Below are 20,458 nucleotides of genomic sequence, written 5' to 3'. Positions count from 1 at the left end.
GCTATGATAGGGCAGATTCACATCACACCCTGTGCTCAAAATCTTATTGAAGAGCTCACTTATAATCGCGATGAGCAGCATTATGAAATTTTTGAGCGAGAAGATTTTAAAATTGATGATGCCAAAGAGGTAATTGCTCAAAGCTATCTTGCGCGCGAAGAAGAAACACTTATTATTATTGCTGCTCATAAATATAATCAAGCTGCGCAAAATGCTTTACTTAAAATCATAGAAGAACCTCCACAAAATGTGTGCTTTATTCTTATTGCAAAAAATAAAAATGCTTTTCTTCCTACGATTCGCTCTCGTATGCAGCTTAAAATACATAAACATAAAAGTGATATTGCACCCTTTGAACTTGATATAAAAAAACTCAATCTTCAATCTATTTATGAATTTTGCAAACGCAACGAAAATGCTCATCACAGCAAAGAGGAAGTTAAGCTTGCTATTCAATCACTTCTCTTTGCACTTTTTGAAGCCAAAATCAAACTCAATAAGCGAGAACTCGCACTTTTTGATAAAGCTATTGCGCTCAATCAAAATGATGCAAGCGAGAAAGAAAATTATATCTTTTTGCCACTCTTATTAAGAATCTTACAAAAACAAAAGAATAAGCAATGAGAGTGCAGAGAATCCACCCTCAATCTATCCCTCAAAAAATCCAAGCCATAGGCACAGATTCTATGGGGAAAAAAATTATGAACAAAAAAGCACAAATGTTGAGTTTTGAGATTTCTGGCTTGAGCTTTGAAGCAGTGCATATCCTTAAACAAGAAGCTTTGAGTGCGGGAGGAGATTGTGCTACACCAAAAGAGACTATCACACATAAAGGCGAACATATTGCCTTGCTTATTGCCACGAGAGCCCAACTTGAAAAAATCATTGCAAAACTCTCTATGCAGCCTTTTGGCTTAAAGGCACTCAAAAACATTCTTCAACAACATCTCAAGACGCACTCTATTGCGCCTTCTATTATGGCAATAATTAATGCCACACCTGATAGTTTTTATGAATATTCACGAGTAGAGGGGAAAAATGCTCTCAAAAGAATAGACACACTTTTAGAAAAAGAGGTGGATATTATTGATATTGGTGCAGCAAGTTCTCGTCCGGGCAGTGAATTGATAGAATCTAATGAAGAAATTGCTCGTTTAAAACCTATTGCAGAATATATTGCCACGCATAAACTCTATGAAAAAGTATGTTTTAGCATTGATACTTATAACCCACAAACTGCTGATTATGCACTCTCCAATGGCTTTAAAATGATAAATGATGTGAGCGGATTCTCTAATGGACAAATGATACAAGTCGCCGCGCAATACAACGCCCGCGTGGTTTTGATGCATACTAAAGGCATACCTAAGACTATGCAAAGCCTCACACACAACTATACACATCTTTTTAATGATATAGATTGCTTTTTTGAGCATAAAATTGCTTTATTAAATGATGCAGGCATAACAGATATTATCCTTGATGTTGGTTTTGGCTTTGCTAAAGACACTTTGCAAAATCTTGCCCTTATTAAAGATTTGGCACATTTTTTGCACTTTGGATTCCCATTACTGATAGGAGCTAGTCGTAAAAATACAATAGGAGAAATCACAGGCAGGGATACGCAAAATCGCTTATCTGGCACACTTGCGCTCCATCTTTTTGCTTTGCAAAATGGAGCAAGTATTTTGCGCACACACGATGAAGATGAGCATATTGATATGCTCAAAATATATAAGGCAATGCAATGAATGAACTAAGAGATGTAAAACCCATTAAAGCATTTTTACTGCGACACGGACATACCAAAGAAGAAATAGAAAAGCTTGATAAAGAAAGTGTGATAAATCTATATGAAAAGGATACTCGCAAGAATACGCTTAATTTTTTACATTATATGAATGAGGATAGTTTCTCGGTAATAAGCACACTTGATGAAGCTGATATTGGCGAATTTAAGCTCAAGGTGCAAGAAAATTTAAATAATATGCCTCTGCTTGTTGATATTATTAGAGATGCTTTTGATGATTTTAGTTACACCGATATTGCCGATACTTTGACTTTAAATATTAGAAATGTCTCCATACATAAACTTCAAAGAATCTTGCGCATCGCTTATCGCGAGTTTCAAGAAATCTTGCTTGATAAAATCGCCACACAACTTAAAGAATTGCCCATTGAAGAATACAAAACAATAATGAATCACTATGAAAGTATTCGTAGCGATACCAATCGTCTTAGAAGCACTATCCAAGAGCTTTCTGATGAAAAAAAGCGGCAACAGATTCTAGATATGGCACGTTTAAAACTCCTTATTGTAAGAAATTTTATGTCAAAAAATACTTTCAATGATGTTTATAAAGAGTATCTGAACAATACCCCCGAAAAACTCAAGCTTGTAGAGGATATTCTTATCCTTACAGGTATGTATTCTAAAAACTATCTTAAAAATATACCGACCGAAGAACTTGAAGAGATGAAAGCAAAACTTCTTGAGCATAAACGACAAGATGAAAGAGACCATAAAATCTTTACGCAATACACTCAAATGCTTGATGAATCTATGTATGGCTCTAATGAGCAAGAATTTAGCAATATATGTATAAAAATCATCACAGGATTGAATCAAAGACAGATTCTAATGATCAGTGATTATCTAAGTGCAAAAAATCCTGTTTTTGTCAATCGTTTTAACACGCTTTTACGAGATTTTAAAAATAGTTTAAAAAGTTGAAATATAAATCATAAAAAAATGAAAAATACACTATAATAAGCCCTCACAAAATCAAACGAGGATTATGGGCAATGAAGAATCTATGCGCTTTTCTACTCTGCATAAGTCTAATGTGGGGAGATTCTGAATTTGTAGATTTTAATAAGCTAGAAGAAGAATTTCATATCCATATACCCAAAAACAAACAAAAAATGGAGATTGATGAGTTTGTTGAGCGGGTAGAAAAACACTCCATTAATCTTGCAAAATCCCGTGCAATGGTGCGAAGCCTTTTTTATGAAGGCAAAGCAATGCGAGCGTGGAACGCTGGATATATTGAGGCACAGATTGATAAAGTAAAATCTCCTGCTGGTGGCACAGAACTTGAAAATACAATTTTGCTCCTTCTCACTCCTCGCTTGCCGTGGGTTACTTACACGCTTGCTCAAAGCTATCAAAATAAAATTTTAAGGCAAGAAAAATCCTACGAGCTTACAAAATGTCTTGCTCTTATTGCGGCAAAAAGGCTTTATTTGGATTATCTCGTGCTCAAAGAACAACATCAAATCTATACAAACCGCTATGAGAATGCCAAAAATCAGCTCCGAATGTCGCAAGTGCAATATGAGGCAGGACGCATCAGTAAATCACAATATCTTTTTTTTAAAAGCGATTTTTTGGCTACCAAAGTTTCACTCAAAAATTCCCATACAGAAATGCTCAACACGCTTAACGCGCTCAAAGTAATCTTAGGCATTACAACTGAAAATAGTGATATAGATATAAATGGATTAGTATTTAAATATTTGCATTTTGATAGTGGGAATCTTGAAAAAGCACTTGCTAAAAATCTGTATCTTGAAATCGTATCACTTGATATTAAAGACTACCAATATAGTGCAAGCATTGCTTCACAAAGCCGCTTTGATAGTATTGAAATTGGTGGAGGTATCAAAAAAGCAGAATCAAGTGATGGAGTAACCTTTCAGCTTAAGATTCCTATCCCTCTAACAACCAAATATGATAATCAAAAAGCAATGTATCTTGCACTCCAAAGCGGTTCTATTCGCGAAAGTGAGATTCTTAAAGATTCTTTACTTGTAAATGCTAAGTCCTATCTTGAGCAACTTACATACAAGAAAGAAGTAATTGCACTTGCAAAAGATAATGAAAATAATCGTGCCCAATTAAGCGAAATTGCACGAATTGGTTATGAGGCAGGAAAAACAAGTGCGTTTGAATATTTGAGTGTAAAGAATGAACATCTTAATGCAATGATTGCTACCACTCAAGCAAAACGTGATTATATCCAAACACTCTCTATGCTTGAGGAAACTCTTAGCTCTGTGCTCAACCTCAATACTTTGCAAAAACCACTTATGGAGGAACAATCGTGAAAAAATGCTTATATTTATTATCCCTTGTAGTAAGCTTTGCTTGGTGTTATGAAGAAGTATCTATCTCTCAAGAAGAACTTGCAAAAAATGGTATAAAAGTTATTGCTCTCAATCAAGCCTTTAACACTAAAGGTGTGCCTTTCAATGCACTTATTGATTTTGATGATAAAACCTCAAGCACACAAAGTTCAAGCTTTAATGCTATTGTAGTCAATATCTATAAGCGTGAAGGTGAGAGCGTTAATGAGGGAGATTTAATTTGTGATATTAGTTCTAATGACTTAAGCGCAATGTTTTTTGAGCTTACCAATGCGCAAGAGCGTCTTAAAATTGCCTCTGAAAATGAACGCAAAGACAAATCCCTTTATAAAGCCGGAGTCATCTCAAAACGCGAATATCAGCTTAGCTATCTTGCAATGAATGAATTGCGATTAAAACTCAATGAAATCAAATCAAAACTAGATTTATTGGGTATTGACCCAAATTTTATTAAAAATGGTGCGCAAGGAAAATATGGCTTTCCAGTTGTTGCAAAAGCTTCTGGGATTCTCTCGGTTGCCCCTAAGCAAAGTGGCGAAAAAATTGAAGCTTTTACCCCTTATGTAAGAATTTCTCGGCATACAGATAAGGGTAGCGGTAATCTCCTTGGGCGCATTAGAATCCCTTTGCATATTTCACACAATATTCAAAAGGGTGCGCCCGTTTTTGATGATAATGGCACAAAAATTGGTGAGATTGAAAATCTTTCAGTTGTGATTGATAAGACTTCAAATACTATTCTTGCTACTGCTAATATCTATGACACACGATTTAAGGTAGGTGAAATAGTGGAAGTATATATTGATGGCTCTTTACCTAAAGGGACGATTCTTATCCCTTCATCAGCAGTGATTAAAAATGGCAATGACTATCTTATTTTCGTTCAGAGTGCTAAAGGCTTCAAACCTACTAAGATTCAAAAAGTTGAAGAACGAGATAATAGCTTTGTGATTGAGCCTCAAGGATTAAATAACCAAATGAAAATTGCCATAGGCAATATTATTAGCCTTAAAGGTATGATGGACGGATTAGGGAGCGAATAATGCTAACTAAAATTATAGAATTTTCTCTCAAGCAACGTATGATTGTAGTGCTTAGTGCCATTATGCTTTTTATATTTGGCATATATTCATTTTTTACAATCCCCATTGATGCGTTTCCAGATGTTTCTTCCACGCAAGTAAAAATTATTCTCAAAGCCCCCGGAATGGCGCCAGAAGAGGTAGAAAATCGCGTTGTGCGTCCGCTTGAGCTTGAACTCCTTGGGCTACCCAACCAAAAAAGTTTGCGCAGTCTTTCAAAATATGGTATTGCGGATATTACGCTTGATTTTAATGATGGCACTGACATTTATCTCGCCCGCAATATGGTAAATGAAAAACTCTCTATGGTTATGGACGATTTACCATCGGGTGTAAGTGGTGGGCTTGCACCGATTGTAACGCCACTTAGTGATATGTTTATGTTTACTATTGAAAGTGCAAATGATTCTTTATCAGAAGTGCAGAAACGACAGCTCCTTGATTTTACAATCCGCCCTGCCCTGCGCAACATAAAAGGTGTAGCTGATGTCAATCGCTTAGGTGGATATGCGAAAGCCATTGTGGTTGTGCCTGATTTCAATGATATGGCAAGACTTGGCATTAGTATGAGTGATTTGCAAAAAACACTTGAAGCAAATCTCAAAAATGATGGTGCAGGACGTGTATCTCGCGATGGTGAAAATTTCCTCGTAAAGATACAAACAGCTTCAACAAATATTGAAGAAATCAAGAGTATTCCTATTATCACAAAATTTGGCTATGTGCGCTTAAGAAATTTCTGCGATGTAGTTGAAAGCCATATGACACGACTTGGGCTCACAACTATTGATGGTAAGGGAGAAACAACACTTGGCTTGGTATTATCCTTAAAAGGTGCAAACTCACGCGATGCAATCGCTGAAATTAAAATAAAACTAGAAGAGCTCAAAGATGAATTGCCTCAAGGCACAGAACTCCGAGTATTTTACGATCGCTCGGAGCTTACACAAAAAGCAGTAAATAATGTTATTAAAACTCTTGCCGAAGCTGTGGTACTCATAGTCATTTTACTTTTTTTGTTTTTAGGCGATGTGCGCGCAGCAGTTGCTGTGAGTGTGATTTTACCCCTCTCCATAGCCATAGCCTTTGTAATGATGCGCCATTATGGCATTTCTGCAAACTTAATGAGTCTTGGCGGACTTGCTATTGCAGTGGGTATTTTGGTAGATTCCGCAGTTGTTATGGTTGAAAATGCCTTTGAAAAATTAAGTCTGACTAAGAACTCACCAAAACTCCATACTATTTATCGCGCCTGTAAAGAAATCTCTGTTTCTGTGTTTAGCGGGATTCTCATCATTATTATTTTCTTTGTGCCAATTCTTACTCTTGAAGGCTTAGAGGGCAAGTTTTTTGTGCCGCTCGCTCAAACGATTGTATTTGCCCTTCTTGGCTCACTCACACTCTCTATGACTGTGATTCCCGTAGTAAGTTCTTTTGTTTTAAAAGCTACTCAACACCACGAAACAAAACTCACGCAATTTTTTCACAAGATGTATGCTCCTATGCTCAATTTTGCCCTTACAAAAACAAAACTTTTGCTTGCGGGAGCTGCGTGCTTTCTCGTTTTTAGTTTCTCACTTTTTCCTTTCATCGGAAGTGCTTTTATGCCCACTCTCCAAGAAGGCGATTTAGTGCTCAATATAGAATCTAGTCCCTCTATTTCTTTAGAACAAAGTCGCGATGTCATACTTTTAATGCAAAAAGAACTCTTAGCGCGTGTGCCAGAGATTAAAAGTATTGTTGGACGCACAGGAGCTGATGAAGTGGGGCTTGACCCAGCAGGTTTTAATCAAACTGATGCGTTTATATCCTTTAAACCAAAAGAGCAATGGCAAGCAAAAAATATGGAAGAAGTAGAAGATAAAATTCGTGATGTTGTGAGCGAATTTAAAGGTATGAATATTGCCCTTGTGCAACCTATTGATATGAGAATCTCCGAAATGCTTACAGGTGTACGTGGGGATTTGGCGATTAAAATTTTTGGCTTAGAGATTGAAAAACTCAATGAATTAAGCGCTCAAATTGTAGATATTCTTAAAGATATTCGTGGCTCATCAGAGGTTTTTACCACTTTTAATAAAGGAGTAAATTATCTTTATGTAACGCCTTGGCACTCTGTAATGGCAAATACAGGCATTTCCAGTGATGAATTTACAAAATTTATGCGCTCTAGTTTAGAGGGCATAATGGTAACATATATTCCTCAAGGTTTTACAAGAATCCCTGTCATTATTCGTCAAGATGCTGATATTGCCTCTGATATTACCAAGCTCAAAAGCTTACAAATGAGCTCTCCTGATGGTAATTCTGTGCCCATTAGCTCAATAGCTGATATTGAAGAAATTGATGGACCTGTGCAGATTCAAAGGGAACAGGGTAGGCGTTATAGTGTCGTGCGAAGCAATGTAATAGGACGTGATTTGGGTGGTTTTGTTGAAGAAGCAAAACAAAAAATCAATGCACAAGTGCAATTACCGGAGGGATATTCTATCACTTATGGAGGACAATTTGAGAATCAACAACGTGCAAATAAACGCCTCTCCACCGTTATTCCCTTGAGTATTCTTGCTATCTTTTTTATCCTCTTTTTTACCTTTAAGTCTATTTCTCTCTCCTTGCTTATTTTACTCAACATTCCCTTTGCTGTTACAGGTGGATTCATCTCACTTTTCTTATCGGGTGAATATATTTCTGTGCCTGCATCTGTGGGATTTATCGCACTTTTTGGAATCGCTGTTCTTAATGGCGTAGTAATGGTAGGATATTTCTTACACCTCCTTAAAGAGGGATATAGTATTGACGATACAATTGTTATTGGAGCAAAAAGACGTCTGCGCCCGGTGCTAATGACAGCATTTATCGCTGGGCTTGGGCTTATCCCTATGCTTTTATCCACAGGTGTAGGCAGTGAAGTGCAAAAACCCCTTGCTATTGTAGTGCTAGGTGGGCTTGTAACCTCATCAATGCTTACTCTTCTTCTTTTGCCGCCACTTTTTAGAATCGTTGTGCGCAAATTTGGGGTGTAGATTACTTATTAGCGCTATGGATAATATCTTGAATCTGATGTGCAATTTGCATAGCTTTCATACCATCGTTTTGATTGGGACGATTTGATTTTGCTTGTGGAGATATATTTTTGCATAGATTCACAAAATCAATGAGTTCTGACAAAAGTGATTCTTGTCCCCTTACCTCAATAGTTTCAGTATTGGCACTAATAGAAACATTATCAAGTCTTTGCTCTACGCTCTGCTTATCTACAAAAACCTCTTTTCTTAGCAAATTGCAATCAATATATTCACTATCAGTTGTTATGCTAATTTGACGTCTGCGTTTCTCGGTAATGCGACTTGCTACAATATTAGAAAATGAACCATTTGTATGAATAATACACGCTCTTGCATATTCTATCATATCATTCATCACGACTCCGTGTGCATAAATATCACGCACATCACCATTAAAATTAAGTGCCAAATCAATATCGTGAATCATCAAATCAATCACCACATCGCAATCTGTAATACGCGAACTCATTTTATTCGTGCGGATAAAATCAATATTAATAATTTTATGAGTATTGTGCGTAAGAATATTTTTCAAAGTAGCCACAGCAGGATTATAGCGTTCAATGAAACCTACTTGAATGTTAAGCGATTTTTCCTTTGCGAGTGTGAGAATGATTTGGGTAGATTCTAAAGTGTTTGTCAATGGCTTTTCTACAAAAATATTTTTAACATAATCACTTACTTTATTAATATAATCAAAGTGTGTAAAAGTAGGCGTTACGATAATTGCGCCATCGCAGCTTTTTAAATCCTCATCAATATCTTTGAGTATTTTCACTCCAAAACGCTCACTCATCACCGATGAAAGTTCTTCGTTTGTATCATACAAAAATGCAATTTCTACATCTTTAAGCATACTTAAGATTCTAAGGTGATTTTGCCCCATTTTGCCTATGCCAAAAAGCGCTATTCTGATAGGTTTATCCATTTACAGCCTTTATCACTTGATCTTGCTCCTTAGCGCTCAAAAATGGGCTAAAAGGCAAAGAAAGTATCTCATCACATACCACTTCACTTATGGGAAAATCACCCTTTTTATACCCATAAACCTTGCGTACAACTTCTTGTAAATGCAAAGCAATCGGATAATGCACTGCATAGGGAATATGCGCTTTTGTGAGCTTTTCTATCAGTTGTGCGCGATTTTTTGTGCGAATTGAATATTGTGCATACGCACTCACATTGCCCTTTTGAATAAAAGGAATGATAACATTGCGAAGATTCTCATCATAAATTCGCGCGATTTCTTGGCGCTTGGCAATTTCAGAATCTAAATATTTTATTTTTACATTAAGAATTGCTGCTTGAAGTGCATCAAGCCTCGCATTTAATCCAATAAAGCTATGCTCATAACGTTTTGTCTGCCCGTGATTGAGCAAATAACGTATTTTTTGTGCAAATTTCTCATCATTTGTAAAAACTGCTCCTCCATCGCCATAACACCCTAATGGCTTACTTGGAAAAAAGCTAGTAGTGGCAAACATACTCGCATTGCAAGATTTCAAAATCTTATCATTGTATCTTTGAGTTGCCCCAAAGCTTTGGGCTGCATCTTCAATGACAGGGATATTATGCTTTAATGCAATAGCATTTATAGCTTGCATATCTGCCATTTGCCCAAAAATCGCGACAGGAATAATCGCTTTTGTATGCTTTGTGATAGCATTCTCAAGCTTTGTGCTATCAAGATTATAAGTCTTCTCATCAATATCCACAAATATTGGCTTTGCACCAAGAAGCATAATTGCTTCCACGCTTGCAATAAAACTAAATGGCGAAGTAATGACTTCATCACCATTTTTTATATCAAGTGCCATTAAAGCTAAAATTAAAGCATCTGTTCCGCTACTGCACGCAATAGCATTTTTAGCACCTACATACGAAGAAAGGTGCGATTCTAGCTCCTCAACAGCTTTGCCCATAATAAACTGCGAAGAATGTAACACATCTTGTATTGCATTATCAATTTCACTTTTTTGCTGCTCATACTGCGCTTTAAGATTAATAAATTCCATAGCTAAACCTTATAAATGAAGTGGCATATCATAGCAAAATTACCTTAAACCAACTACTGCACCTCTTTATCTACGCATTCTACAATTCTACGCGCGATTTCCTTTGCAGAAGCATCTCCGCTGATAATATATTTGGATTGGTTTTTATACATACTCTTACGTTCATCATAAAGCTGCCTCACTTTTGAAACATCACCCATAAGCGGACGCTTTTCTTGTTCTTTGGCATTTAATCGCTTCAAAATGCTTTCAAAACCCATATCAAGCCAAAATACTTTACCTAAATAACTCACATCGTTATAAATAGGCATACCTCCTCCAGTAGCAATTACAGCATTTTTAACATTAGCAGAAAGCCATAAAATAAGTTGGGATTCTATGCGTCTAAAACCACTCTCACCTACTGATTCAAAAATTTCTCTTATACTCTTTCCCATATTTTGTTCTATAATTTGGTCAGTATCAAGCAAAAAGCGTCCGCCAAGCAATGCAATTTCTCTCCCTATGGTTGTTTTGCCACTTCCCATAAAACCAATTAAAACTATATTTTCCACGCCTACTCCAAAGCAATCACAAAACCATCGCGTTGAGGAGTAATGACAGGCTTATAACGCCCATCAAATCCGATAGAGATTCTATAGAATCCTTCGTGTGTTGAAATCTCTGCATCACTAAAATATTTTTTACCAATTTTAATCTTTTGACTTTCATTACTTTTTACACCTTCAATATCAAGCATAAGCCGATATGGTTTAGGCAAAATAAAATCACGCAACAATTTTTTTCGTGTAGCAATAAAAAGACTGCTCTTGTTAATAATAAGCTCAAATTCACCGAGTTTAAAGCGATTCTCTGCATTATATGTAGCACCTTGAGCCTTTTGTGCAATGAGTAAAGGATAATGCCAATCTACGCTCTCATCAAGCTGAATAGTTTTGCTTTCAATTGAACCATCAAGATTCTGATAAGTTACTTGCACACTTTTTAACACTCTAGCTGTGCTTGGCAACACAAATTCTACACTTGAAAGAGGGTCTTGATGTATGCTTGGTGCTTGATGTTCTTCAAGTTTTGGCGTAATAACAGATTTAAAAGGATTCTCTCTTGCTCCTAATGTATTTACACACAACCATACAGATAACAATACCCAAACTAATATTTTCTTTTTCAAGGCTTTAGCTCCTTTAATTCAAAAATTTGCTTTTGCAAGTGCGCATTTTGAGCTTCAATGACCTGTGCTTCTTGTAAAAGATGCTTTTTTTGCGCCTGTAATCGTAAAAGCACCTCCACAGAATTACTACCAAAAAGCAAATACCCCAAATAGAGTCCTATTGCCAATAATGACCCAAAAACAATCAGCCATACACGATTGACATAAAAAAAATGCCACAATCTTGAAGGTTTTTCTAATAGCTCTTGGGTTTGCGAACTCATCTCTACACTGCTTACCTAATGTTTAAAAAGTGTTTTCCCAATATATTCCGCATCACTAATCTCTCGCTCAATTTCAAGCAAACGATTATATTTTGCAATCCGCTCACTTCTTGCGGTTGAACCCGTTTTAATCTCGCCTGTATTAAGCGCCACAGCAAAATCTGCAATAAATGTATCCTCACTTTCTCCACTACGATGACTCATTATACATTTATAGTTATTGCGTTGAGCAAGGCGCACAGATTGCATCGTTTCGCTCACGCTACCAATTTGATTAGGTTTAATCAAAATCGCATTAGCTATATTTTTCTCAATACCTTCTTGAAGAATTTTTTTATTTGTAACAAACAAATCATCGCCCACAAGCTGAATCTTATCACCTAGCTTTTGTGTTAAAAGTTTCCACCCCTCCCAATCATCTTCACTTAAGCCATCTTCAATAGAAACAATAGGGTATTTTGCTACAAGATTCTCATAATATGCAATCATACCCGCACTATCAAGCACTTTACCCTCTCCTGCTAAATGATACATACCATTCTCATCTACAAGCTCGCTACTTGCCACATCTAGCGCAATAGCAATTTCATCAAGCGGCTTATAGCCAGCTTGTTCAATAGCCTTTAAAATAATTTCTATGGGTTCTTCATTGTTTTTTAAATTAGGAGCGAATCCACCCTCATCACCAATGCTTGTAATATGTCCGTTTCCTTTGAGGATTGCTTTAAGATGATGATAAATTTCAGCTGATGCACGCAAACTCTCGGCAAAAGTATCAAAACCTAAGGGCATAATCATATACTCTTGAAAATCCACAGTGTTATCTGCGTGAGAACCACCATTAATGATATTAAGCATAGGTGTTGGGAGTGTAAGTGCATTACTTCCACCTAAATAACGATAAAGAGGCAATCTCAAAGATTGCGCACTTGCACGAGCAATAGCCATACTCACGCCCAAAGTCGCATTTGCTCCAAGTTCTGAATAATTTTCTGTGCCATCAATTTTCTTTAAAATCAAATCAATTTTACTTTGATCATAGGGTGATACCCCATCAAGCTGTGCAGCAATTTCGGTTTTAATATTTGCACAAGCCTTGAGCACACCTTTGCCAAGATAACGTTCTTTATCACCATCACGCAATTCAAGGGCTTCTCTTTTGCCTGTGCTTGCACCACTTGGCACAATAGCTGCTGCTCTTGTGCCATCACTCAACCTTACTGCTGCCCTAATTGTTGGATTCCCACGACTATCCATTACTTCTTGTGCATCAATTGCTTCAATATAAACCATATCTTTAACTCCTTAAATTAAATTATACTTTATCTAACCTATCTTCTGGAGAAGAGATTGTCTCAACAATTGCCTCTCTGATAATTTCTGCCATAAAAGATAAGGTAACACGCATCAGTTTGAGAGATTCTAAATCCTTTTTTATCTCATAACTTTCCTTATATTTTTGCTCCGCTTCTATATACTCATTTAAACGCTTATTAAGTATTGCCAAAGTATCTTGTTTGAGCTTATCCACTACAACCCCTCATTATATAGAATCTACTCATCGGTTTCTGGTTCATCAGGCAAAGGCAAAATCTCGTCTTTTGAACCAATTTGCTCTTTAATTTTAGCCGTAATCTCATCAGCAAGAGCTTTGTTTTCTTTCAAAACAATTTTAGCATTCTCGCGCCCTTGTCCAAGCTTTTTATCATTATAGCTTAACCACGCACCACTTTTGTCAATAATATCAAGCTTGATACCATAATCAATAATCTCACCCTCCTTACTAATCCCCTCGCCAAACATAATATCAAATTCTGCTTCGCGAAAAGGTGGAGCGACTTTATTTTTTACCACTTTTGCTTTTGTGCGATTACCAATTTGCTGGTCATTTTGTTTGAGTGTGGCAATACGGCGCACATCAATACGTACACTTGCATAAAATTTAAGTGCATTTCCACCTGTGGTTGTTTCAGGGCTACCATAACCCATTGTGCCAATTTTCATACGAATCTGGTTAATAAAAATTAAGGTTGCATTCATCTTATGAAGCACACCTGTAATTTTACGCAATGCGTGACTCATAAGTCGCGCTTGAAGCCCTACGTGCTGGTCTCCCATATCACCTTCAATCTCTGCTTTAGGCGTAAGTGCAGCTACTGAATCTATCACTATCAAATCCACCGCACCACTGCGCGTAAGAGTTTCTAAAATCTCAAGAGCTTGCTCACCAGTGTCAGGTTGAGATACAAGAATATTCTCTGTATCCACGCCCAAACGCTTAGCATAATACACATCAAGAGCGTGTTCAGCATCAATAAATGCGCAAATTCCTCCATTTCTTTGGCATTCTGCTACAATTTGTAGGCTAAGCGTTGTTTTACCACTAGATTCTGGACCATAAATTTCAATAATCCTCCCTTTGGGCACACCACCAATACCAAGTGCCATATCAAGCCCAAGTGAGCCTGTGGAAATACTATCAATTTTTTCAACTTGCTTATCACCTAAACGCACTAAAGCACCTTTGCCAAATGCTTTATCAATTTGCTTCAAAGCAAGCTCAATTGCTTTTTGCTTCTTTTCATCTATCATAATTGTCCTTTGTATAAATTACAAACAAAACACAAGTATTTTATCTAAGTTTGACTAAATTCTCCTTATAATTTTGTTTAAAAACAAGGAGTAGCTATGATAAGTGTCGCACATAGCCCTGATGCAGACGATTTGTTTATGTATTATGCTATTGTTTTTGGGTGGGTAGATTCTACAAACTTACGCTTTAACAACACAGCTAAGGATATTCAAACGCTTAATGTGGATACATTACAAGGGAAATATGATATTAGCGCCATTTCTTTTGCTCTCTATCCCCTTATTGCACAAAATTATGCGCTTCTACGCACAGGTGTGAGCTTTGGCAATGGATATGGACCAAAACTTATCAAAAAAAAAGGTAAAATATGCAAAAAACATTTCAAAGTAGCTCTAAGCGGAGAACACACAACAAATGCAATGATTTTTCGCATTGCATATCCACACGCACGCATTATTTATAAAAACTTCCTTGATATAGAGCAAAGCGTGCTTAGTGGAGAGGTTGATGCGGGGGTGCTTATTCACGAATCAATTTTAAATTTTGATAAAGGCTTAGAGGTAGAGGCAGAATTATGGGATATTTGGCAGGAATTAAGTGCTGATAATTTGCCTCTACCACTTGGAGGTATGGCATTACGCCGCTCTCTTCCACTTACTACTGCCATAGAATGTGAAAAAATACTCACAAAAGCTGTAAATATCGCTGTAAATAATAAAAAAATTTTAAGTGAAATGCTCCTTGAAAGAGGCATTATCCGCGTCAATGCCAAAGAGCTTGATACTTATTTGAATCTTTATGCAAATCAAGATTCAATCTCTATGAACGAGAATGAAATAAAGGCGGTAGATAAACTCTTTGAATTAGGCTATAAGGCAGGATTTTATCCGCATATACTCAAAGCACAAGATTATTTTATCCCCACAGAATATGAGCAACTTCGCTTTTGCTAAAAGCGAATCTACAAGCCAATTTTATCTTGGTGATGAGGCGTGAGGGATTCTTTAGCTGTTTGTTTGCGATAGATTCTAAGCAATGAAATAAAAAGTGCTGTAACCGCTGGTCCAAGTATAATCCCCCAAAACCCAAAACTTGTAAGCCCTGCAAGAATGGCAAAGAAAATAAGGAGTTCATTGATTTTTACAGAAGTCTTGAGCACTTTTTTATTAATAATTCCAATCAAAATAGGCTTGATAATATTATCAATCAACACCGCACAGACAATCAGAGCATAAAGCGCAATAATAAGTGCATTACGCGTATTGCCAAGATAAAATTCATATCCTGCTAATGGTAACCATACAAGCCCTCCACCTACTATGGGAACGATTGATGCAAGCCCATAAAGCATACCAAAAAATACTCCATCATAGCCAAAAAACATAATCAATACGCCAAAAGCAAAGCCCTGAAGCACAATGTTTAAGAGTGAAGTATAAAAAACCACTTTAATGACATTTGTTACCTCATCAAGCACATTTGCAATTTGAATATTTTCAAAAGGAATAAGTTCAATAATATACTCATAGGCTTGTTTGCCATAAAGAAAATAAAAATACAAAAATACAACGATAAAGCCTGTATCAATGATAAATCCCAAACTTGATTTGCCAAGTTGAGAGCTAAAGTTAAACGCATAACTTAAAATTGATGGAGCAGAGATACTGCCTAACACATCACGCAATCTGCTTTCTATTTCAGGGAATGAGCTAAAGAGTGAAAGAATCTGTGCCTTACTGCCTTCAACAAATGCACTAAAATCAGTTGGATTGAGTTCGGATACAGAGGCTATAAGCGTTTTCATCAATGAAAATAATGGCACAAAAAAGAGCAAAACTAAAATACCCACACTGACAAAAGCACATATTATGGGATATTTAATATATTTTGAAAGAATATTATGCAATCCATAGGTAGCAATACACAACAAAAGAGCAATGAGTATGTCCATTAAATATGCAGCATACACATAATACATTGCATACGCACTTACACCAAATACAAGCCAAAAAAATGTAATTGCTCTCAATATTTGCTCCTTAAAATTAGCTCATAGAGATTCCATAAAATAAGCACATTGTAACAAAAATTGTCAAATCATTTTTACTCTTCAAAATTGCCCGTATAGACTTTGTATCTGCAAAAAAATAAAAAAAGTAACACTTTCTCATTTTTGACATATTTTTATATATTACATATTGTAATCTTATTTTTTTGTGATATTATTCACTTTAGAACTCATAAAAACGCAACGAGGTATGATTATGGCAAATCTCTCTCATCACAATCTTTCGCAAGACACACTTGCGCTCCACGCAGGCTATACTTATGACACACAGCGCACCATCAGTGTGCCAATTTATCAAAACACGGCTTATAGTTTTGAGAGCTTAGAACAAGCTGCTGCACGATTTGGCTTAAAGGAGCTTGGCAATATTTATACGCGTCTTACAAATCCCACGACAGATGTGCTTGGTGCGCGACTTGCAGCTGTTGAAGGAGGTGTGTTTGGTGTGCCTACTTCAAGTGGAAGTGCCGCGATTTTTTATGCGATTGTTAATTGTGCGCAAGAAGGCGATAATATTGTATTTTCTAATAAAATTTATGGTGGCACACAAACGCTCTTTGTGCATACACTCAAACGATTTGGCATACAAACAAAGGTGTTTGATATTGACAACATAGAATCTTCTTTAGAATCTGCGATTGATGATAAAACAAAGGCGATTTTTTTTGAAAGCATTTCAAATCCGCAAATTTCTATTGCCGATACAGAGAAAATCACTGCTATTGCTAAAAAACATAAAATTATTAGCATTTGTGATAATACCATTGCCACTGCATTTTTGCATAAACCCTTTGATTATGGCGTAGATATTAGCGTATATAGCCTAAGCAAATATATTAATGGGCAAGGAAGTGCGCTTGGTGGGGCAATTATTGAACGATATGGATTAAATGAACTAATTAAGGATAATCCACGCTATGAAGCATTCAATACGCCAGATGCAAGCTATCACGGATTAATATACGCGAATCTTCCGCTACCTTGCTTTAGTATTAGACTTATCACAGAATGGCTTAGAAATATTGGTGCTACTCTTTCTCCACAAGCATCGTGGATTATCCTGCAAGGCTTAGAAACTTTAGAATTACGCATTCAAAAACATAGTCAAAATGCCCTCAAAATCGCGGAATTTTTACAATCTCACCCTAAAGTGAAAAGTGTAGCTTATGCTGGGCTAAAAAACAATCCCTACAATGGGTTGCTTCAAAAATATTATAAAGATTCTCAAGCAAGCGGACTTATTAGCTTTGAAGCACAAAGTTTTGAAGAGGCACAAAAGATTTGCAATGCCACAGAAATTTTTGCAGTTGTAGTGAATATTGGGGATTCAAAATCACTTATCATTCACCCCGCTTCTACAACACATTCGCAACTGAGCACAGATGAGCTCCTAAGCGCGGGTATTACGCCTTGCACTATACGTCTTAGCATTGGTTTAGAATCTGCAGATGATTTAATACAAGATTTAAAAAAAGCTTTAGAGAAATAAGGAAAAACTATGCCGCTCATTATCCCAGAAGATATTCCTGCTTATAAAGTCCTCAATCAAAACGCTTTTATTATGGATTCAAAAAGAGCAAAACATCAAGACATTAGGGCATTAGAAGTGCTTATCATTAATCTTATGCCAACAAAAATAGAAACAGAAAACCAGATTCTCTCCCTTTTGGCTAACTCTCCTTTACAGATAAATATTACTCTTCTTTCTACATCAAGTTATGTAGGCACAAATACACCCAAAAGTCATTTAGAACGTTTTTATGTCAATTTTAGCGAAATCAAAGGGCGCAATTTTGATGGAGCGATTGTTACAGGAGCGCCTATTGAGCATTTAGCCTTTGAGGAAGTAGCATATTGGAATGAAATCTCTACAATTATGGATTATCTCAAAAAACATTGCACAAGCACACTTTATTTATGCTGGGGAGCAATGGCGAGTTTGTATCATTTTCATCACATTCCTAAAATTTCATTGCCACATAAAGTCTTTGGTATCTTTGCACACAATATTGTAGAAAATGATTTACTCCTTAGTGGTTTAGATGAAATAGTAAGAATCCCTCATTCTAGGCATTCAGGCATTGATGAACAAAAGGTGAGAAAATCACAACTCAAAATCTTACTTGAAAGTGATGTTTGCGGCATTTGCGCACTTAAAGATGATAAAGACTTTTTTATACTTGGACACCCAGAATATGCCAAAAATACGCTTTTACTTGAATATGAACGCGACAAGCAAAAAGGCTTAGAAATTGCGCAGCCACTTCATTATTTTAATGACAAAGGAGAACCCGTGCTTTCTTGGAAATCAAGTGCAAGCGTGCTTTTTTCAAATTGGCTTAATTTTTCTGTATATCAAGATACTCCTTTTGTTTTATAATTTTAATATTTTCATAAAAGGATTCTTATGCAGCGCAATACGCACCAAAAAAGCACAAAGGTGGGAGAGGTTTATGAGCTATGCAATACTCTCTCGCCTTTTGATACACAAGAATCGTGGGACAAAAGCGGCTTAAATCTCGGTAGTCTTCATAATGAATATACAGGTATTGTGCTGTGTCTTGAAGTAAATCTCGCTATTGCACTTTCATTAAAGCCAAATACCCTTCTTATCACGCATCACCCTTTGTTTTTTAATCCCACCTCACAGATGATAACAGATATATATCCTCATAATATCGCTGCCATTCTTATTCGTAAAAATTGCTCACTCATTAGTCTCCACACAAACTTTGATAAATCGCACCTCAATGCTTACCTCACGCATCAAGTTTTGCAATGGCATCATTTTATGCCAAGTGAAAATGGGCTTTTAATGAGTGGGGACATTCCACCTATATCGCTTCATAACTTAGCTCAAGATGTATGCAAAAAACTTAATGCACCTAGCGTGAGCATAGTGCAAGGTGATGACATAACGCTTCTTCATAAAGAATCTCAAGCACCACTTACAAATGATTGTATCACAAAAGCCTATGTTGTATGTGGAAGTGGTTGCTCACTTCTTTACCAAATCCAACCTAGCCCGAATATATGCTTTATTACAGGCGATATTAGGCATCACGATGCGATGAGTGCTAAAAGTATGGGTATAAGCCTTATTGACATAGGGCATTATGAGAGTGAAAAATATTTTGTAGAAATTTTTGATTCTATTTTGCAAAATGTAGGATATAACGCTATAATTATGGATTGTAAAAATCCATTCTATTTTTGCCAAGCTAAGCATCAATAGATTCTAAAATCACCTAACCAAAAAGGAAATCCCGATGAATAAGCATTTGAAAGAACTTATAGAAGTGGCAAATTTTGATAAACAAATTGATGACTTAGAGCCCGAAATTTCCCAAGCACGTTCTAAACTTGATGAGCAAATCAAACAGCAAGAACAAATTTTAAAAAATATAGAAAAGCTCAACCGCGATTCTTCTAGTATTGAGCTTGAAATTTCTCATCACGACCGCAATATTCAAGATGCTTCTTCAAAGCTTGAGCAAATCAGTAAAAAACAAAAAGAAATCAAAACGGAAAAAGAAATGCGCGCCCTTGATGTAGAATCTGATATTGCTAAGGAAAATATGACTCATTCAAATAGTGAAATTGAGCGACTTGAAGCGCTTAAAAAGGCTAAAGAAGAAGAAAAGAAAGCCTATGAACCAAAACTTGAAGAGCTTAAATCCCTTATTAAAACACTTGAAGAACAAACACAAAGCCAAGTCCAAGAAATTAAAAAGGCGCAACAAGAATTATTTGATAAAAAACAGGCACTTGTGGCACAAATGGATAGCAAAATCACAAGTTTTTATGCCAAAATTAGACGTTGGGCAGGAAATACAAGCGTGGTTTGTGTTTTTAAACAAGCCTGTGGTGGTTGCTTTATTAAGCTTAATGACACTATTTATAGCGAGATTCTTAAAGGCAACGATATTATTAACTGCCCTCATTGTGGAAGGATTCTCTATGCAAATCCTTCTTCAGACAATACTCAAACATCTTCAAGTGCTGATGAAGAAAAATCTCAAAGCAAGAAAAAATCTAAAGCATAGAAT

General features: G+C 36.3%; 20 protein-coding genes. 11 read left to right on the top strand and 9 right to left on the bottom strand.

The window, feature by feature from the left end; all coding sequences use genetic code 11:
• The first annotated feature begins 3 nt into the window (after positions 1-3).
• The 6 genes from OQH61_RS00615 (at position 4) to OQH61_RS00590 (ending at position 8,257) form a co-directional block, all read left to right on the top strand.
• A complete protein-coding gene (locus OQH61_RS00615; protein WP_266025298.1) occupies positions 4-624 on the top strand; it encodes a DNA polymerase III subunit delta' in 621 nt (206 codons plus the stop codon).
• Positions 621-1,751 carry a dihydropteroate synthase gene (gene folP, locus OQH61_RS00610; RefSeq protein WP_266025297.1) on the top strand — a complete coding sequence of 377 codons (1,131 nt, stop codon included), beginning with the start codon at positions 621-623 and terminating at the stop codon, positions 1,749-1,751. Before OQH61_RS00615 ends, folP begins: the two co-directional genes overlap by 4 nt.
• Positions 1,748-2,734, top strand: a complete 987-nt coding sequence (locus tag OQH61_RS00605) for a hypothetical protein (protein ID WP_266025296.1) — start codon at positions 1,748-1,750, stop codon at positions 2,732-2,734. Before folP ends, OQH61_RS00605 begins: the two co-directional genes overlap by 4 nt.
• 71 nt (positions 2,735-2,805) lie before the next feature.
• Positions 2,806-4,110 carry a TolC family protein gene (locus OQH61_RS00600; RefSeq protein ID WP_266025295.1) on the top strand — a complete coding sequence of 435 codons (1,305 nt, stop codon included), beginning with the start codon at positions 2,806-2,808 and terminating at the stop codon, positions 4,108-4,110.
• Complete coding sequence (locus OQH61_RS00595; protein ID WP_266025294.1) at positions 4,107-5,192, top strand: efflux RND transporter periplasmic adaptor subunit; 1,086 nt, start codon at positions 4,107-4,109, stop codon at positions 5,190-5,192. The genes OQH61_RS00600 and OQH61_RS00595 overlap by 4 nt, the downstream gene beginning before the upstream one ends.
• Positions 5,192-8,257: an efflux RND transporter permease subunit gene (locus OQH61_RS00590; RefSeq protein WP_266025293.1), complete on the top strand. Its 3,066-nt coding sequence runs from the start codon at positions 5,192-5,194 to the stop codon at positions 8,255-8,257. Before OQH61_RS00595 ends, OQH61_RS00590 begins: the two co-directional genes overlap by 1 nt.
• Before the next feature lies 1 nt (position 8,258).
• Here the strand turns inward: OQH61_RS00590 and OQH61_RS00585 are convergent, their stop codons facing one another.
• Genes OQH61_RS00585 through recA form a run of 8 tightly spaced genes read right to left on the bottom strand, consistent with a single transcriptional unit; the run spans position 8,259 to position 14,343 of the window.
• Positions 8,259-9,227 carry a Gfo/Idh/MocA family protein gene (locus OQH61_RS00585; protein ID WP_266025292.1) on the bottom strand — a complete coding sequence of 323 codons (969 nt, stop codon included), beginning with the start codon at positions 9,225-9,227 and terminating at the stop codon, positions 8,259-8,261.
• Positions 9,220-10,314, bottom strand: coding sequence for a DegT/DnrJ/EryC1/StrS family aminotransferase (locus OQH61_RS00580; RefSeq protein ID WP_266025291.1), 1,095 nt, complete (start codon positions 10,312-10,314; stop codon positions 9,220-9,222). The genes OQH61_RS00585 and OQH61_RS00580 overlap by 8 nt, the downstream gene beginning before the upstream one ends.
• Positions 10,315-10,367: 53 nt before the next feature.
• A complete protein-coding gene (locus tag OQH61_RS00575; protein ID WP_266025290.1) occupies positions 10,368-10,868 on the bottom strand; it encodes a shikimate kinase in 501 nt (166 codons plus the stop codon).
• Between the two features lie 2 nt (positions 10,869-10,870).
• Entirely contained in the window at positions 10,871-11,485 is a 615-nt protein-coding gene (locus OQH61_RS00570; RefSeq protein WP_266025289.1) for an AMIN domain-containing protein, read from the bottom strand.
• On the bottom strand, positions 11,482-11,748 hold the full coding sequence (locus OQH61_RS00565) for a hypothetical protein (protein WP_266025288.1): 267 nt from the start codon (positions 11,746-11,748) through the stop codon (positions 11,482-11,484). Before OQH61_RS00565 ends, OQH61_RS00570 begins: the two co-directional genes overlap by 4 nt.
• 15 nt (positions 11,749-11,763) lie before the next feature.
• The gene (gene eno, locus OQH61_RS00560; RefSeq protein WP_266025287.1) at positions 11,764-13,041 is read right to left on the bottom strand and encodes a phosphopyruvate hydratase; all 1,278 of its coding nucleotides are present in this window, start codon (positions 13,039-13,041) and stop codon (positions 11,764-11,766) included.
• Positions 13,042-13,063: 22 nt separating this feature from the next.
• Positions 13,064-13,279 carry a hypothetical protein gene (locus tag OQH61_RS00555; protein WP_266025286.1) on the bottom strand — a complete coding sequence of 72 codons (216 nt, stop codon included), beginning with the start codon at positions 13,277-13,279 and terminating at the stop codon, positions 13,064-13,066.
• A gap of 23 nt (positions 13,280-13,302) precedes the next feature.
• A complete protein-coding gene (recA, locus tag OQH61_RS00550) occupies positions 13,303-14,343 on the bottom strand; it encodes a recombinase RecA (RefSeq protein ID WP_323670654.1) in 1,041 nt (346 codons plus the stop codon).
• A 93-nt stretch (positions 14,344-14,436) separates the two neighbouring features.
• On the opposite strand from recA, the gene OQH61_RS00545 reads away from it, so the two are divergent.
• The gene (locus tag OQH61_RS00545; RefSeq protein ID WP_266025284.1) at positions 14,437-15,294 is read left to right on the top strand and encodes a menaquinone biosynthesis family protein; all 858 of its coding nucleotides are present in this window, start codon (positions 14,437-14,439) and stop codon (positions 15,292-15,294) included.
• Positions 15,295-15,302: 8 nt separating this feature from the next.
• Here OQH61_RS00545 and OQH61_RS00540 read toward each other — a convergent pair whose 3' ends face one another.
• Entirely contained in the window at positions 15,303-16,370 is a 1,068-nt protein-coding gene (locus tag OQH61_RS00540) for an AI-2E family transporter (protein WP_266025283.1), read from the bottom strand.
• A 235-nt stretch (positions 16,371-16,605) separates the two neighbouring features.
• On the opposite strand from OQH61_RS00540, the gene OQH61_RS00535 reads away from it, so the two are divergent.
• Genes OQH61_RS00535 through OQH61_RS00520 form a run of 4 tightly spaced genes read left to right on the top strand, consistent with a single transcriptional unit; the run spans position 16,606 to position 20,455 of the window.
• Positions 16,606-17,898: an O-acetylhomoserine aminocarboxypropyltransferase/cysteine synthase family protein gene (locus OQH61_RS00535; protein WP_266025282.1), complete on the top strand. Its 1,293-nt coding sequence runs from the start codon at positions 16,606-16,608 to the stop codon at positions 17,896-17,898.
• Between the two features lie 9 nt (positions 17,899-17,907).
• Entirely contained in the window at positions 17,908-18,789 is an 882-nt protein-coding gene (locus OQH61_RS00530) for a homoserine O-succinyltransferase (RefSeq protein WP_266025281.1), read from the top strand.
• Between the two features lie 27 nt (positions 18,790-18,816).
• Entirely contained in the window at positions 18,817-19,644 is an 828-nt protein-coding gene (locus tag OQH61_RS00525) for a Nif3-like dinuclear metal center hexameric protein (RefSeq protein ID WP_266025280.1), read from the top strand.
• A gap of 34 nt (positions 19,645-19,678) precedes the next feature.
• On the top strand, positions 19,679-20,455 hold the full coding sequence (locus tag OQH61_RS00520; protein ID WP_266025279.1) for a zinc ribbon domain-containing protein: 777 nt from the start codon (positions 19,679-19,681) through the stop codon (positions 20,453-20,455).
• Positions 20,456-20,458 lie beyond the last annotated feature (3 nt).

The organism is Helicobacter sp. MIT 21-1697, from assembly GCF_026241255.1.
Classification (GTDB): domain Bacteria; phylum Campylobacterota; class Campylobacteria; order Campylobacterales; family Helicobacteraceae; genus Helicobacter_C.
This window is presented reverse-complemented; position numbering and strand designations above follow the sequence as displayed.